The sequence below is a fragment of the Kitasatospora sp. NBC_01302 genome, from assembly GCF_035976515.1.
Taxonomy (GTDB): domain Bacteria; phylum Actinomycetota; class Actinomycetes; order Streptomycetales; family Streptomycetaceae; genus Kitasatospora.
The window spans coordinates 3,443,222-3,458,404 of record NZ_CP108404.1; the positions used below are offsets into that span (position 1 = coordinate 3,443,222).

The 15,183-nt window shown below is 66.8% G+C and carries 11 protein-coding genes and 2 rRNA genes; 2 read left to right on the forward strand and 11 right to left on the reverse strand.

Annotation, left to right across the window (positions count from 1 at the left end):
- Positions 1-69: 69 nt before the first annotated feature.
- The 5 genes from OG294_RS14645 to OG294_RS14665 all read right to left on the reverse strand — a co-directional run bounded on the left by OG294_RS14645 (position 70) and on the right by OG294_RS14665 (position 7,464).
- A 23S ribosomal RNA gene (locus tag OG294_RS14645) occupies positions 70-3,189 on the reverse strand.
- A gap of 277 nt (positions 3,190-3,466) precedes the next feature.
- A 16S ribosomal RNA gene (locus OG294_RS14650) occupies positions 3,467-4,988 on the reverse strand.
- Together the 16S and 23S rRNA genes form the textbook arrangement of a ribosomal RNA operon.
- Positions 4,989-5,508: 520 nt before the next feature.
- The gene (locus OG294_RS14655; RefSeq protein WP_327066948.1) at positions 5,509-6,336 is read right to left on the reverse strand and encodes a DUF3710 domain-containing protein; all 828 of its coding nucleotides are present in this window, start codon (positions 6,334-6,336) and stop codon (positions 5,509-5,511) included.
- A gap of 91 nt (positions 6,337-6,427) precedes the next feature.
- Positions 6,428-6,895 carry a dUTP diphosphatase gene (gene dut, locus OG294_RS14660; RefSeq protein WP_327066949.1) on the reverse strand — a complete coding sequence of 156 codons (468 nt, stop codon included), beginning with the start codon at positions 6,893-6,895 and terminating at the stop codon, positions 6,428-6,430.
- Positions 6,892-7,464 (reverse strand): PaaI family thioesterase, encoded by a 573-nt coding sequence (locus OG294_RS14665; RefSeq protein WP_327071545.1) that lies wholly within the window; start codon positions 7,462-7,464, stop codon positions 6,892-6,894. Before OG294_RS14665 ends, dut begins: the two co-directional genes overlap by 4 nt.
- Positions 7,465-7,642: 178 nt before the next feature.
- Here OG294_RS14665 and OG294_RS14670 point away from each other — a divergent pair, with 178 nt between their 5' ends.
- Positions 7,643-8,080, forward strand: a complete 438-nt coding sequence (locus OG294_RS14670; protein ID WP_327066950.1) for a DUF3093 domain-containing protein — start codon at positions 7,643-7,645, stop codon at positions 8,078-8,080.
- A 214-nt stretch (positions 8,081-8,294) separates the two neighbouring features.
- On the opposite strand, the gene OG294_RS14675 is transcribed toward OG294_RS14670, so the two are convergent.
- The 4 genes from OG294_RS14675 to OG294_RS14690 form a co-directional block, all read right to left on the reverse strand.
- Positions 8,295-8,591 carry a DUF4193 domain-containing protein gene (locus tag OG294_RS14675; protein ID WP_327066951.1) on the reverse strand — a complete coding sequence of 99 codons (297 nt, stop codon included), beginning with the start codon at positions 8,589-8,591 and terminating at the stop codon, positions 8,295-8,297.
- Positions 8,592-9,179: 588 nt separating this feature from the next.
- Positions 9,180-10,163, reverse strand: coding sequence for an acyl-ACP desaturase (locus tag OG294_RS14680; RefSeq protein WP_327066952.1), 984 nt, complete (start codon positions 10,161-10,163; stop codon positions 9,180-9,182).
- A 160-nt stretch (positions 10,164-10,323) separates the two neighbouring features.
- The gene (locus OG294_RS14685; RefSeq protein ID WP_327066953.1) at positions 10,324-11,628 is read right to left on the reverse strand and encodes a sensor histidine kinase; all 1,305 of its coding nucleotides are present in this window, start codon (positions 11,626-11,628) and stop codon (positions 10,324-10,326) included.
- Positions 11,629-11,665: 37 nt separating this feature from the next.
- Positions 11,666-12,319 carry a response regulator transcription factor gene (locus tag OG294_RS14690; RefSeq protein WP_035846216.1) on the reverse strand — a complete coding sequence of 218 codons (654 nt, stop codon included), beginning with the start codon at positions 12,317-12,319 and terminating at the stop codon, positions 11,666-11,668.
- Between the two features lie 449 nt (positions 12,320-12,768).
- On the opposite strand from OG294_RS14690, the gene OG294_RS14695 reads away from it, so the two are divergent.
- Positions 12,769-12,951 carry a hypothetical protein gene (locus tag OG294_RS14695; protein WP_327066954.1) on the forward strand — a complete coding sequence of 61 codons (183 nt, stop codon included), beginning with the start codon at positions 12,769-12,771 and terminating at the stop codon, positions 12,949-12,951.
- Between the two features lie 133 nt (positions 12,952-13,084).
- On the opposite strand, the gene OG294_RS14700 is transcribed toward OG294_RS14695, so the two are convergent.
- Both OG294_RS14700 and OG294_RS14705 read right to left on the reverse strand, forming a co-directional pair.
- Positions 13,085-13,921, reverse strand: a complete 837-nt coding sequence (locus OG294_RS14700) for an inositol monophosphatase family protein (RefSeq protein WP_442789328.1) — start codon at positions 13,919-13,921, stop codon at positions 13,085-13,087.
- A 40-nt stretch (positions 13,922-13,961) separates the two neighbouring features.
- A complete protein-coding gene (locus OG294_RS14705) occupies positions 13,962-15,107 on the reverse strand; it encodes a ferrochelatase (protein ID WP_327066955.1) in 1,146 nt (381 codons plus the stop codon).
- Positions 15,108-15,183 lie beyond the last annotated feature (76 nt).

Below are 15,183 nucleotides of genomic sequence, written 5' to 3' on the forward strand. Positions count from 1 at the left end.
CCGCAACCCGCCCGTTCTTTCCCTGGCGGGGGTCGTTGTTTCAGAACAACACAGTGGACGCGAGCAACTGAGGACAAGCCCTCGGCCTATTAGTACCGGTCAGCTCCACCCCTTACAGGGCTTCCACATCCGGCCTATCAACCCAGTCGTCTACTGGGAGCCTTACCCTCTCAAGGAGGTGGGAGTGCTCATCTCGAAGCAGGCTTCCCGCTTAGATGCTTTCAGCGGTTATCCCTCCCGAACGTAGCCAACCAGCCATGCCCTTGGCAGGACAACTGGCACACCAGAGGTTCGTCCGTCCCGGTCCTCTCGTACTAGGGACAGCCCTTCTCAACACTCCTACGCGCACAGCGGATAGGGACCGAACTGTCTCACGACGTTCTAAACCCAGCTCGCGTACCGCTTTAATGGGCGAACAGCCCAACCCTTGGGACCTACTCCAGCCCCAGGATGCGACGAGCCGACATCGAGGTGCCAAACCATCCCGTCGATATGGACTCTTGGGGAAGATCAGCCTGTTATCCCCGGGGTACCTTTTATCCGTTGAGCGACGGCGCTTCCACAAGCCACCGCCGGATCACTAGTCCCTGCTTTCGCACCTGCTCGACCCGTCGGTCTCACAGTCAAGCTCCCTTGTGCACTTACACTCAACACCTGATTGCCAACCAGGCTGAGGGAACCTTTGGGCGCCTCCGTTACTCTTTAGGAGGCAACCGCCCCAGTTAAACTACCCACCAGACACTGTCCCTGATCCGGATCACGGACCCAGGTTAGACATCCAGCACGACCAGAGTGGTATTTCAACGTCGACTCCACAACAACTGGCGTTGCCGCTTCAAAGTCTCCCACCTATCCTACACAAGCCGAACCGAACACCAATATCAAGCTATAGTAAAGGTCCCGGGGTCTTTCCGTCCTGCTGCGCGAAACGAGCATCTTTACTCGTAATGCAATTTCACCGGGCCTATGGTTGAGACAGTCGAGAAGTCGTTACGCCATTCGTGCAGGTCGGAACTTACCCGACAAGGAATTTCGCTACCTTAGGATGGTTATAGTTACCACCGCCGTTTACTGGCGCTTAAGTTCTCAGCTTCGCCCCGACGAATCAGAGCTAACCGGTCCCCTTAACGTTCCAGCACCGGGCAGGCGTCAGTCCGTATACATCGCCTTACGGCTTCGCACGGACCTGTGTTTTTAGTAAACAGTCGCTTCTCGCTGGTCTCTGCGGCCGGCCCCAGCTCGGGCAGCAAGTGCCTCCACCAGTTCCGGCCCCCCTTCTCCCGAAGTTACGGGGGCATTTTGCCGAGTTCCTTAACCATAGTTCACCCGAACGCCTCGGTATTCTCTACCTGACCACCTGAGTCGGTTTGGGGTACGGGCCGCCATGAAACTCGCTAGAGGCTTTTCTCGACAGCATAGGATCATCCACTTCACCACAATCGGCTCGGCATCAGGTCTCAGACTATGTGCAAGGCGGATTTGCCTACCTTGCGTCCTACACCCTTACCCCGGGACAACCACCGCCCGGGCTGGACTACCTTCCTGCGTCACCCCATCGCTCACCTAATACCCTGTCGGATCAGCGGCTCCACCACGTCCCATTGTCCGAAGACTCCGGGCCGGCTTCACGGCCTTAGCATTCAGAGGTTCAGCGTTGGCGCTTCAAAGCGGGTACGGGAATATCAACCCGTTGTCCATCGACTACGCCTGTCGGCCTCGCCTTAGGTCCCGACTTACCCTGGGCAGATCAGCTTGACCCAGGAACCCTTGGTCAATCGGCGCAAGAGTTTCCCACTCTTGTATCGCTACTCATGCCTGCATTCTCACTCGTATACCGTCCACGACTGGATTCCTCCGCCGCTTCACCCGGCACACGACGCTCCCCTACCCATCCACAGCGCCGTTGGGCGTATTCTGTGAATGACACGACTTCGGTGGTGTGCTTGAGCCCCGCTACATTGTCGGCGCGGAATCACTTGACCAGTGAGCTATTACGCACTCTTTCAAGGGTGGCTGCTTCTAAGCCAACCTCCTGGTTGTCTCTGCGACTCCACATCCTTTCCCACTTAGCACACGCTTAGGGACCTTAGTCGGTGTTCTGGGCTGTTTCCCTCTCGACCATGGAGCTTATCCCCCACAGTCTCACTGCCACGCTCTCACTTACCGGCATTCGGAGTTTGGCTAAGGTCAGTAACCCGGTAAGGCCCATCGCCTATCCAGTGCTCTACCTCCGGCAAGAAACACGTGACGCTGCACCTAAATGCATTTCGGGGAGAACCAGCTATCACGGAGTTTGATTGGCCTTTCACCCCTAACCACAGGTCATCCCCCAGGTTTTCAACCCTGGTGGGTTCGGTCCTCCACGCGGTCTTACCCGCGCTTCAACCTGCCCATGGCTAGATCACTCCGCTTCGGGTCTTGGGCATGCAACTCAACCGCCCTATTCGGACTCGCTTTCGCTACGGCTACCCCACACGGGTTAACCTCGCTACACACCGCAAACTCGCAGGCTCATTCTTCAAAAGGCACGCAGTCACGGCTGATCAGCAAGCTGACCAACGACGCTCCCACGGCTTGTAGGCACACGGTTTCAGGTACTATTTCACTCCGCTCCCGCGGTACTTTTCACCATTCCCTCACGGTACTATCCGCTATCGGTCACTAGGGAATATTTAGGCTTAGCGGGTGGTCCCGCCAGATTCACACGGAATTTCTCGGGCTCCGTGCTACTTGGGAGAAGCTCAAGTGAGCCGTACAAGTTTCGTCTACGGGGGTCTTACCCTCTACGCCGGACCTTTCGCATGTCCTTCGACTACCCATACGGTTTCTGACTCACCCGATCGCCGGCAGACGACCGAAGAACTTTCCCACGACCCCGAAGTGGCAACCCCTGCCGGGTCTCACACCACAACGGTTTAGCCTCATCCGGTTTCGCTCGCCACTACTCCCGGAATCACGGTTGTTTTCTCTTCCTGCGGGTACTGAGATGTTTCACTTCCCCGCGTTCCCTCCACATACCCTATGTGTTCAGGTATGGGTGACAGCCCATGACGACTGCCGGGTTTCCCCATTCGGACACCCCCGGATCAAAGCTCGGTTGACAGCTCCCCGGGGCCTATCGCGGCCTCCCACGTCCTTCATCGGTTCCTAGTGCCAAGGCATCCACCGTGCGCCCTTAAAAACTTGGCCACAGATGCTCGCGTCCACTGTGCAGTTCTCAAACAACGACCAGACACCCACCTACACAACCCGGCAAACACCAGGTCGGTCCGTGGGACCGGCACTGAGACAACGATTACTCGTTCCCTCAGGACCCAACAACGTGCCCGACACACCAGATCATCCGTAACCGTTCCACGCCGAAGCAGTACTAGGAAACAACCAACCCTGTGTGCCGAATAGTCAACGTTCCACCCATGAGCAACCGTGCGAGACATTCGCTCGCATCCGGCCGTGTGCTCCTTAGAAAGGAGGTGATCCAGCCGCACCTTCCGGTACGGCTACCTTGTTACGACTTCGTCCCAATCGCTGGTCCCACCTTCGACGGCTCCCTCCCAAGGGTTAGGCCACCGGCTTCGGGTGTTACCGACTTTCGTGACGTGACGGGCGGTGTGTACAAGGCCCGGGAACGTATTCACCGCAGCATGCTGATCTGCGATTACTAGCAACTCCAACTTCATGGGGTCGAGTTGCAGACCCCAATCCGAACTGAGGCCGGCTTTTTGGGATTCGCTCCACCTCACGGTATCGCAGCCCTTTGTACCGACCATTGTAGCACGTGTGCAGCCCAAGACATAAGGGGCATGATGATTTGACGTCGTCCCCACCTTCCTCCGAGTTGACCCCGGCAGTCTCCTGTGAGTCCCCATCACCCCGAAAGGCATGCTGGCAACACAGAACAAGGGTTGCGCTCGTTGCGGGACTTAACCCAACATCTCACGACACGAGCTGACGACAACCATGCACCACCTGTATACCGACCACAAGGGGGCGACTATCTCTAGCCGTTTCCGGTATATGTCAAGCCTTGGTAAGGTTCTTCGCGTTGCGTCGAATTAAGCCACATGCTCCGCTGCTTGTGCGGGCCCCCGTCAATTCCTTTGAGTTTTAGCCTTGCGGCCGTACTCCCCAGGCGGGGAACTTAATGCGTTAGCTGCGGCACCGACGACGTGGAATGTCGCCAACACCTAGTTCCCAACGTTTACGGCGTGGACTACCAGGGTATCTAATCCTGTTCGCTCCCCACGCTTTCGCTCCTCAGCGTCAGTAATGGCCCAGAGATCCGCCTTCGCCACCGGTGTTCCTCCTGATATCTGCGCATTTCACCGCTACACCAGGAATTCCGATCTCCCCTACCACACTCTAGCCTGCCCGTATCGAATGCAGACCCGGGGTTAAGCCCCGGGCTTTCACATCCGACGCGACAGGCCGCCTACGAGCTCTTTACGCCCAATAATTCCGGACAACGCTCGCACCCTACGTATTACCGCGGCTGCTGGCACGTAGTTAGCCGGTGCTTCTTCTGCAGGTACCGTCACTTGCGCTTCTTCCCTGCTGAAAGAGGTTTACAACCCGAAGGCCGTCATCCCTCACGCGGCGTCGCTGCATCAGGCTTTCGCCCATTGTGCAATATTCCCCACTGCTGCCTCCCGTAGGAGTCTGGGCCGTGTCTCAGTCCCAGTGTGGCCGGTCGCCCTCTCAGGCCGGCTACCCGTCGTCGCCTTGGTAGGCCATTACCCCACCAACAAGCTGATAGGCCGCGGGCTCATCCTGCACCGCCGGAGCTTTCCACCAACCCCCATGCAGAGGAAGGTCGTATCCGGTATTAGACCCCGTTTCCAGGGCTTGTCCCAGAGTGCAGGGCAGATTGCCCACGTGTTACTCACCCGTTCGCCACTGATCCACCCCGAAGGGCTTCACCGTTCGACTTGCATGTGTTAAGCACGCCGCCAGCGTTCGTCCTGAGCCAGGATCAAACTCTCCGTGAATGTCTGCTCGGCAGTGCTTAATTAAAAGCACGAGCAACACCCGCGTCGAGCGGCACGACAACCACCGGAATAGGGTGGCCTCGCGCACTGCGTCCTCGCTAGTGTTTTACTTCAAAAGGAATCTCCAACCCCGATCAAGCGATCGAGGCCGGGGATGTCAACATATCTGGCGTTGACTTTTGGCACGCTGTTGAGTTCTCAAGGAACGGACGCTTCCTTTGCAGCCACTTCCGTGGCCCCTCCGGGCGCTTCGTTCTTTCGTGTTTCCAGCTTATCAGATCCGGCTCAGTGCCTTTTCCGCTTCGCTTTCCGCATTTCGCTTCCGGCCTTTCGGCTTTCGGCGCTCCCAGACTCTAGCAGAGTTTCTGTCTCGCGATTTTCACGCTCATCAGATTTACTCGCCGCCACATCACGTGGTCCGGGCAACTCGGAGAACCCTACGCACCGTCCTGCCGGGAGTCAAACCGGCCCCGGACAGCCGAGCTGTCCGGGGCCGGTCGATACGGCTGATGAACCCGCCTCAGCGGACCTCGGTGATCTCCGGGCCACGGGCGAACGGGCTCAGCGAGGCGTCACCGAAGCGCGAGGCCTCACCCTCCGGGGCGCCGACACCGCCGTCCGCCACCATCTGGGCGTCCTCGGGGAGCTTGAGCACGATCGGGTCGCGGGGCGCCATGGGAGCCTCGCCACGCACGACCACGGTCTGCCGGAACACCTGCTCCAGCACGTCCGCCGACTCGGGCTGCACCGCGGCCTGGCCGGAGATCACGCCGCGCAGGAACCAGCGCGGGCCGTCGCAGCCGACGAAGCGGACCAGCTGCACGCCCTGCGTGCCGTCCGGCAGCTGGACCGGGACCTGGGCCCGCAGGTGCCAGCCGAGCGGGCCCTCCTCCTCTTCGACGAGGCCGCCCTGGCTCCGGATGCCGGTCGCGATCTCGTCGCGGACCTCGCTCCAGATGCCCTCGGACTTCGGCGCGGCAAAGGCCTGGAGCTGGATGGCGCTGTTGCCGAGCACCAGGGTGGCGGCCACGATCGCGTCGCCGGCCACCTCGACCCGCAGCTCCATGCCCTCGACACCGGGGACCAGCAGACCGCCCAGGTCGACCCGACCCTCGTGCGGGCTCTCCAGCTCGGAGTCGTCCCAGGGACCATCGGGACGCGGGGCCGGCGGCAGACCGACACGGTCGGCCGGGTCCTCCTCCGTCTCCTCGACGGAGTCAACGTCGTTCGGCGTCTCGCTCTCGGAGTCGGCGGAACCTTCGACGTCATCGGCCGTCTCGTCGGCGCTGATGGCGTCCTCGGCGAGCTGCTCGACAGCGTCCTCGCTCTTGTGGCGACGACGGAACACGGTCACTGTCCTTCCCGGTCCAAGACCGATGCGAAATCCTGCTCGTACCTTTGGCTACCTGCTCGGCTGCGGCCTGCACGGCCGCGGCATGTTAAACCGCCGCGTGGCCACCAGTCGACCCGAACCCACCCTCGGCGCGTGCGGACCCCGGCAGTTCGGTCACCTCGTGGAAGCGAGCCTTCTCGACCTGCTGGATGACCAGCTGCGCGATCCGGTCCCCACGTCGGAAACTGACCCGCTCGCGCGGATCCAGGTTGACGACGATCACCTTGATCTCACCACGGTACCCGGCATCGACCGTCCCTGGGGCGTTCACGAGCGCAACTCCGCAACGAGCTGCCAGTCCGGAACGGGGGTGGACGAACGCGGCGTAGCCGTCGGGCAACGCGATGGCGATGCCGGTCGGGATCACCGTGCGCTCGCCCGGTTCGAGGTCGGCGTCGACGGCGGCGCACAGGTCCGCGCCGGCGTCGCCCGGCTGGGCGTAGCTGGGCAGCGGCAGCTCGGGGTCGAGTCGCCGGATCAGGACCTCGACCGGCGGGCGGGCGGTGGAACTCACGGATTCACCTCAAAGGCTCTTGCTCGTTTGAACAGGTCGGGGTCGTCCAGGGCAGCCTTGATGTCCTGCGGACGACCGTGCGTGGTGAAGTGTTCCAGTTTCACCTGAACGAAGAGCGCCGCGGCCCGGATCGCGACCGGTCCCTCGGGTCCGCCGATACGTCCCTCGCCGGCGCAGTAGAGCTTGCGGCCGTGCACACCGGTCGCCCAGGCGCGGATGTGCAACCGCGAGTCGACGGGCACCGGGCGCACGAAGTCGGTCTCCAGCCGGCCCGTGACCGAGGCGGTGTGCAGGATCCAGTTGAGCGAGCCGAGGGTCTCGTCCATCGCCGTGGTCAGGATGCCGCCGTGGGCCAGGCCCGGGCCGCCCTGGTGCACCGCCTTGACGACGAACTCGGCGGTGACGTCCACTCCTTGGCCGGCGCGGACATCGATCTGCAGGCCGCTGGTCTGCTGCGGTCCGCACCCGAAGCAGTGCACGTAGTGCGAGCCGAGCGGGGTGCCGGGTGCCGGCGCCTCGGGGTGACGGACCGCCGCCACGGCGTCGTCCGGCGCAGTGGTCGGCGTCAGGAGTCTGTGGGGGCGCTCGGCAGGGTCCGCGGAGCCCTGCGGAGCCGGTGTGGGGGCAGTGGATCCAGTCACAGCGCCAGACCCTACCCGCCGGTAGTAACGGATGCGCCAGGCGATTCCGCCCCTTGGACCGGGGGGCCGTGCCGAGCTGGTTGGAACGGCACCCACAATGGGGGGCATGTACGACGAACGCCTCACCGCGCCCCGCTCCTGGTGGCTGCTGCCGGTCGCGGCCGGCCTGTCGATCGGCCTGATCCTGCTGCGCTACGGCCCGATGCCCGGACTGGTCGGTCTGGTGGCGGGACTCGTCGCCGCGGCCGTCGGACTCAGCTCGTACGGTTCCGCGCGGATCCGTGTGGTGCAGGGCTCGCTCGTGGCCGGCAAGGCCAGGATCCCGCTCGACGTGCTCGGCGAGGCGCGGCCGCTGGATGCCAAGGAGGCGGTGGCCTGGCGCTCGGCCAAGGCCGACCCGCGCGCCTTCATGCTGCTGCGCAGCTACGTACCGACCGCGCTGCGGGTGGAGGTCACCGATCCGGCCGACCCCACTCCCTACCTCTACCTGTCCACCCGCGATCCCGAGGCGCTGGCCGCCGCGATCGGCGCGGCCCGCTCCTGATCCTGCGCGGGCAGGCGGGACAGGCGGGGCAGCGCAGGAGTTGCACGAACGGCGATGGGGCGGTCCGTCATGACGGACCGCCCCATCGCCGTTCGTGCACTGCCGCCGAAGCGGTCCGCGTCCGACCGCCGCGGTGACCCGCTCCGACGGGGCGGGGTGCCCAGTCGGGGCCGGTCTGCCGCGGCACGATCGCCGGGCTCGGGCCGCGCGATCTTCAGGAGCAGTCCCTGCAGTAGGCCTGGCCGTTCTTCTCGCCGGCCAGCTGGCTGCGGTGATGCACCAGGAAGCAGCTCATGCAGGTGAACTCGTCGGCCTGCCGGGGCAGCACCCGGACGGACAGCTCCTCGTTGGAAAGGTCCGCGCCCGGCAGCTCGAGACTCTCGGCGGAGTCGTCGTAGTCGACGTCGGCGGCCGTCGTCGACTTCTCGTTTCGACGAGCCTTGAGCTCCTCGATGCTGTCCTCGTTGATGTCGTCGTCGGTCTTGCGTGGGGTGTCGTAGTCCGTCGCCATGTTCGCTCTCCCCCTCTGGGTGTGTGCGGTATCTCCAGCGCACGTAACGCATGAGGGGCCGGTCTTGTGCCCGACCCGAGGCCGAGATTGTGCCTTACTTCAAGCCCTGTTACTCAATCGACACTCAGCGGCGAGCCCGGCCGGGCGGTCGGGGGCGCCTTCCCGGGGCTTGCGGACAGTGGCCACCGGCGGCCGACGGGCACTCGCTGCCGAATACGGATGGTGATGGTACGCCTCGAAAACCCCGTGCGCCAGACCGGCTTGACCCAGGTGGGGCCGTACTTTCCGGCCGATCGCACGGGAGTGCGATCCACCGATTCCGACTACCCAGTGCAATGATCAACCCCGATCGTCTGATCACTCAGAGAGATCATCCGAACGAGTGCGGACCGCTGATGTGACGTTGGTCACGGGGGAGAATTTTTTGGCCAAAAGCGCCGCAAACCGCCCACCGTCCGAGCGCCCCGGTACGACCCAATCCCGGGCTTCGGGTCTTTCCGTCCGCCCACGATCGGCCCCCGCAGAGCCGTGGCCCGCGTCCGCGCCACCGTGGGCGCGGACGCGGGCCACGGGCCGCCCCGACTCCGCTCAGCCGGCCGCCCGGCGCTCCGCGGCCTCGGCCCGGCGGGCCAGCAGCGCGGCCTGGCGCTCGTCGAACCGGGTGGCCTGGGTGTCCAGCCCGTCGAGGTAGAGACCGAGCTCCTGCTGGGCCTGCAGGCCCGCCGGGCCGAGGCCGCCCAGCTCCATCACCTTGAGGTGCCGCAGCACCGGCTGGAGCACGTCGTCGTGGTGGATCCGCAGGTTGTAGATGCCGCCGATGGCGATCTGCGCGGCCGCGCGCTCGAAGCCGGACATGCCGTGGCCGGGCATCCGGAAGTCGGTCACCACGTCGCGGATGGCCTGCAGGGCCAGGTCCGGGGCCAGGTCCAGCGCCGCCTTGAGCAGGTTGCGGTAGAAGACCATGTGCAGGTTCTCGTCGTTGGCGATCTTCGCCAGCAGCTGCTCGCAGAGCGGGTCGCCGGCGTAGTGGCCGGTGTTGCGGTGCGAGATCCGGGTGGCGAGCTCCTGGAAGGCCACGTAGGCCACCGAGTGCAGCATGCTGTGCGCGTTGTCGGACTCGAAGCCGGCCGACATGTGCTCCATCCGGGAGCGCTCCAGAGCCACCGGGTCCACCGCCCGGGTGGCCAGCAGGTAGTCCCGGAGCGCTATGCCGTGCCGGCCCTCCTCGGCCGTCCAGCGGTGCACCCAGGTCCCCCAGGCGCCCTCACGGCCGAACATGGAGGCGATCTCGTGGTGGTAGCTGGGGAGGTTGTCCTCGGTCAGCAGGTTGACGACCAGCGAGACCCGGCCGAGCGGGGTCACCTTGGACTGGCCGACCTCCCAGGCCTCGCCGCCGAGCACGCCGTCGAAGTCCCGCCCCTGGCTCCACGGGATGTACTCGTGCGGCATCCACTCCTTGGCGACCTTCAGGTGGCGGTTGAGCTCGGTCTCGACCACCTCTTCCAGAGCGAGGATCAGCCGGGCATCGGTCCAGGCGGTCGAGCCGGTGCGCTGGGCGGGGGCGATGGTCACGACGGGGGCTCCTGAGGGAGGGGACTTACGGACGCGTCACTTACGCAAGCGTAGGTTACGACACCGTAAGTTGTCGGAGCCGGATATGACAAGCGCCCTGGTCCGGCCCTTCGTGCAGGTGACGGGCGTACCAGGGCGCAAGGCCGACGGGGTGCGGGATTCAGCTTCCGGGGATTCGTACCCGCATGGTCAGCCCCCCGCCCGGGCGCGCCGCGGCCTCGATGGAGCCGCCGTGCGCACGGACCACCGAGCGGACGATCGACAGGCCGAGCCCGACGCCCTTGTCGCTGCGCGTCCGGTCCGCGCCCTTGACCCGCCGGAACGGCTCGAAGATGTGCTCCAGCTCGTAGCCCGGGACCACCGGCCCGGTGTTGCTCACCACCAGCTCGCCGAAGCCGCCGGGGCGGGGCACGGTGGTGATCTCCACCCAGCCGTCGGCGACGTTGTAGCGCACCGCGTTCTGCAGCAGGTTGAGCGCGATCCGCTCCAGCAGCACGCCGTTGCCCGAGACCGCCACCTGGTGCAGCTCGGAGCGGATCTCCACCTCCCGGTCGGCCGCCTCCGCGCGGGTCTGCTCGACCGCCCGCAGCGCCACCTCGGACAGCTCGACCGGCCGCCGGTCGACCAGCTCGTTGTCGCTGCGGGCCAGCAGCAGCAGGCCCTCCACCAACTGCTCGCTGCGCTCGTTGGTGGCCAGCAGCGTCTTGCCGAGCTGCTGCAGGTCGGCCGAGGTGTTGGGATCGGAGAGCTGCACCTCCAGCAGCGTCCGGTTGATCGCCAGCGGGGTGCGCAGCTCGTGCGAGGCGTTGGCGACGAACCTGCGCTGGGAGTCGAAGGAGCGGTCCAGCCGGTCGAGCATCTCGTCGAAGGTGTCGGCGAGCTCCTTGAGCTCGTCGTCGGGCCCCTCCAGCTCGATCCGGCGGTGCAGGTCGGAACCGGCCACCTCGCGGGCGGCGCGGGTGATCCGGCCCAGCGGGCGCAGCACCCGCCCCGCCATCGCGTAGCCGGCCGCGAAGGCGATCACGGCGAGCACGACCAGCACGGTCAGCGCCTGGCGCAGCAGCAGGTCGAGCTCGCTGTGCTGCCCGAGCCTCATCTGGTTCTGCAGGTACTGGTTGAACTGGTCGCCGGTCACCACCTGGTTGTTGATCCGGGCCGTGATGCTCGGATCGATGAAGATCGGCGGCAGGGTGGGGCTCTGGAAGGCGTTGCGCACCAGGACGTACATGAGCAGCAGCAGCACCACCCCTGCCATCAGGAACATGCCGCCGTAGAGCAGGGTGAGGCGGATCCTGATGGTCGGCCGGAAGGGCAGCCAGCTCAGCCCCTCGCCGGGCCGGTAAGGGGCGTGCTGCTCCGCGGCGGCCGGACGCGGCGGCTGCTCGGGACGCGGTGGGTGGCCGGGCCGCGGCGGCAACGTGCGGGAACTGCCGGAGGGCCCGCCGGTGGTGGGCGGGGTGGTCATGAGTGTCGTCCCCTTGCGGTGGAAGAGCGGACGGGAGTCAGATCCGGTAGCCGGAACCGGGCACGGTGACGATCACGGCGGGATCGCCGAGCTTTCGCCGCAGGGTCATCACGGTCACCCGCACCACGTTGGTGAACGGGTCCGTGTGCTCGTCCCAGGCCTTCTCCAGCAGCTGCTCCGCGGAGACCACCGCCCCGCCGGCCCGCATCAGGACCTCGAGGACGGCGAACTCCTTCGGCGCCAGCTGGATCGAGCGGCCGTCGCGCAGCACCTCGCGGCGGCCGGGGTCGAGGGTGATCCCGGCCCGGTCCAGGACCGGCGGCAGCGGGACGGTGGCGCGTCGGCCCAGCGCGCGCACCCGGGCCACGAGTTCGCTGAAAGCGAACGGCTTGGGCAGATAGTCGTCAGCGCCGATCTCCAGGCCCTCGACCCGGTCGCTGATGTCCCCGGAGGCCGTCAGCATGATCACCCGGGTCGCCAGGCCCTGCTCCACCACGCTGCGGCAGACGTCGTCGCCGTGCACCAGCGGCAGGTCCCGGTCGAGCACCACGACGTCGTAGTCGTTGACCGCGATCCGCTGCAACGCGGCCTCGCCGTCGTACACCACGTCGACGGCCATGGCCTCCCGGCGCAGACCGGTGGCCACGGCTTCGGCGAGCAGCTGCTCGTCCTCGACGACAAGAACCCGCACAGCGGTTGTCCCTTCTCTGGGGCACGCGCGGCGGGATCGGAAGGTCCCGTACGCGGGCCTGCGACTCCGACGGTGCCTCCATCCTGCCTCCTTGCGGCGTAAAGCACCGGTAAGGCGGTACGCCCCCGCCCCCGGGCCCGCACACCAGGGCGCCGCTCGAATGTGACAGCGGCAACTTTCTCCGGTTTCTCGCGGCCGTGAGGTTTCCCGTCCCCCTGACTGGGGAGGACGACTGCACACCCGCGATCACGCCGTCAGGCGATCGCACCCACCCGCCGCGCGTTCATCCGCACCGGCTGGGGGATCAGGTCCCACGGAGCGGCCCCGAGGCCGCATCAGCGTTCGCACCGGTGCCTGCCGGCCGGTGGGGCGCAGCCGCTGGAATGCCGCACCTCCCAACCGGAGAACGCTCGACCGCGCACGTCCGACACCGTAAGGGGGTCTGCCGCATGGACGCCTTCACCGCCGGAATCCTGCAGCGCATAAGGAACACCGAGCAGGATCTGCACCGCGCACTCGAGTCCGGGGACGAGTTCCTCGCCGAGGTCGAACAGTCCGAACTGGACGACCTGCGTCGGATCGCCACCGACCACGGTGTCGATCCGGTCCTCTCCCTGCCCCGCAGTGCCTGACCCGGCGCTCGTCGCCGACCACTTCACCGCGGCCGACAGACCGGCCCCCGCCCGCTGACCCCTCGACCTGTGGTGAGCCCCGGCGCTCCGTGCGCCGGGGCTCACCACATCTGCCACGCTGTCCGCATCCGGCTCAGTCGTGCCAGGCGCCCAGCTCCTCCAGCCGCGCCTGCAACGGCTCGAAGACGCCGGGTCCGGCAGCCACCACCAGCTCACCGGAGGCCGGCTCGCCGGGTCGGCCCCCGGTGAACAGGCCCGCCTCGCGGGCGATCAGGCCACCGGCCGCCAGGTCCCACGGGGCCAGGCCGCGCTCGTAGTAGCCGTCCAGCCGGCCCGCCGCCAGGTCGCAGAGGTCGATGGCGGCCGCTCCCCCGCGCCGGATGTCCCGCACCTCGGGCATCAGGCGGTGCAGTACCTCGGCCTGGTGCACCCGGTTCGGCAGCACGTAGTTGAAACCGGTGGCGACCAGCGCCTGCCCCCAGGGCGGAGTGGGCCGCCCGCTCAGCGTGCGCCCGTCCAGCGTGGCGCCACGGCCCAGCACCGCCTGGAACAGCTCCCTCCTGGCCGGGGCGTCGACCACACCGACCACGACCTGCCCGTGGTACTCGGCAGCCACACTGACGCCCCAGTTCGGCAGCCCGTAAAGGTAGTTGACCGTTCCGTCGAGCGGGTCGACCACCCAGCGCACCCCGCTGGTGCCCGACCGCTCGGTGCCCTCCTCGCCCAGGTAGCCGTCCTGCGGGCGACGGCCGGTGATCAGCTCCACGATCAGCTTCTCGGAGGCCAGGTCCATCTCGGTGACCACGTCGACCGGGCTGCTCTTGGTGGCCGCGACGCCCAGGTCGGCGGGGCGGCCGTCGCGCAGCAGCGCCCCGGCCAGCCGGGCGGCCTCCAGGGCGAGCGCGAGCAGTTCGTCGAGCATGGCGGCGTCGGGCTGGGGCCGGTCGGACTGCTGCCGGTCGCTCGGCATCTGGTCGGGCACGGTACTCCTAGGCTCGGTGTGGGATCGGTCAGGCCTGCGCGGCGGCAGGCCGGGGGGCGCGCGGGTTGGGGCAGCAGTCCACGGCGCACACGTCGTGGCTGGCGCCGAGTGCGCCCAGGGCGCAGCGCCGGGGCGCCAGGCCGCGTTCGGTGGCCGCCCGCTCCAGCACCAGCTCGCGCACGGCGGCGGTGAAGCGCGGGTCGGTGCCGACCGTGGCCGCCCGGGCCACCGGCAGGCCGAGTTCGGCGGCCTTGGCGACCGCCTCGGTGTCGAGGTCGTACTTGACCTCCATGTGGTCCGAGACGAAGCCGATCGGGATCATCACCACGGCCCGGGCGCCGTCCTGCTGACGCTCCGCCAGGTGGTCGCAGATGTCCGGCTCCAGCCACGGGATGTGCGGGGCCCCGCTGCGCGACTGGTAGACCAGCTGCCACGGGCGGTCGGCCACGCCGGTGGCCTTGGCGACCGCCTCGGCGACCAGCTCGGCCACCGACAGGTGCTGGGCCACGTACGCGCCCCCCGCGGTGCCGCGCGCCGGGTCCTCGGGCGCCCCGGAGCTCTCGGCCATCGCGGTGGGGATCGAGTGGGTGGTGAAGGCGAGCTCGGCGCCCTCGCGCAGGTCGGCGGGCAGCTCGGCCAGCGCCGCCAGGGTCGCGTCGATCATCGGCTCGACGAAGCCGGGGTGGTTGTAGAAGTGCCGCAGCTTGTCCACCCGCAGCGCCGGGCGGCCCTCCGCGGCCAGCGTGGCGAGCGCGTCGGCCAGGTTCTCCCGGTACTGGCGGCAGCCCGAGTAGCCGGCGTAGGCGCTGGTGGCGAGCACCGCGATCCGGCGGTGGCCGTCCTCAGCCATCTCCCGCAGGGTGTCGACCAGGAACGGCGCCCAGTTCCGGTTGCCCCAGTAGACCGGCAGTTCCAGGCCGGCCGCTGCGAAGTCGGCGCGCAGCGCGGCGAGCAGTTCGCGGTTCTGCTCGTTGATCGGGCTGATCCCGCCGAAGCGGAAGTAGTGCTGGCCGACCTCGGCCAGCCGCTCCTTGGGGATGCCGCGGCCCCGGGTCACGTTCTCCAGGAACGGCACCACCTCCTCGGGCCCTTCCGGGCCGCCGAAGGAGAGCAGCAGCAGGGCGTCATAGGGAGCGGCGGCGGCCGGGGCGGGCTCGCTGTGGATCTCGGGCATGGCACCGATCCTGCCACCGCGCCGTTCGGGCGCGCGGGCAGGGCGGGGCCCGGCCGCGGCCGGAATTCCGTTTGCC

What these genes read in the sequence shown, in the direction of transcription:
- OG294_RS14670 (WP_327066950.1), top strand. Translation starts at nt 7,643, where the DNA reads ATGTACGACGAACGCCTCACCGCGCCCCGCTCCTGGTGGCTGCTGCCG.
- OG294_RS14675 (WP_327066951.1), bottom strand. Translation starts at nt 8,591, where the DNA reads ATGGCGACGGACTACGACACCCCACGCAAGACCGACGACGACATCAAC.
- OG294_RS14685 (WP_327066953.1), bottom strand. Translation starts at nt 11,628, where the DNA reads ATGACCACCCCGCCCACCACCGGCGGGCCCTCCGGCAGTTCCCGCACG.
- OG294_RS14695 (WP_327066954.1), top strand. Translation starts at nt 12,769, where the DNA reads ATGGACGCCTTCACCGCCGGAATCCTGCAGCGCATAAGGAACACCGAG.
- OG294_RS14700 (WP_442789328.1), bottom strand. Translation starts at nt 13,921, where the DNA reads ATGCCGAGCGACCGGCAGCAGTCCGACCGGCCCCAGCCCGACGCCGCC.
- OG294_RS14705 (WP_327066955.1), bottom strand. Translation starts at nt 15,107, where the DNA reads ATGCCCGAGATCCACAGCGAGCCCGCCCCGGCCGCCGCCGCTCCCTAT.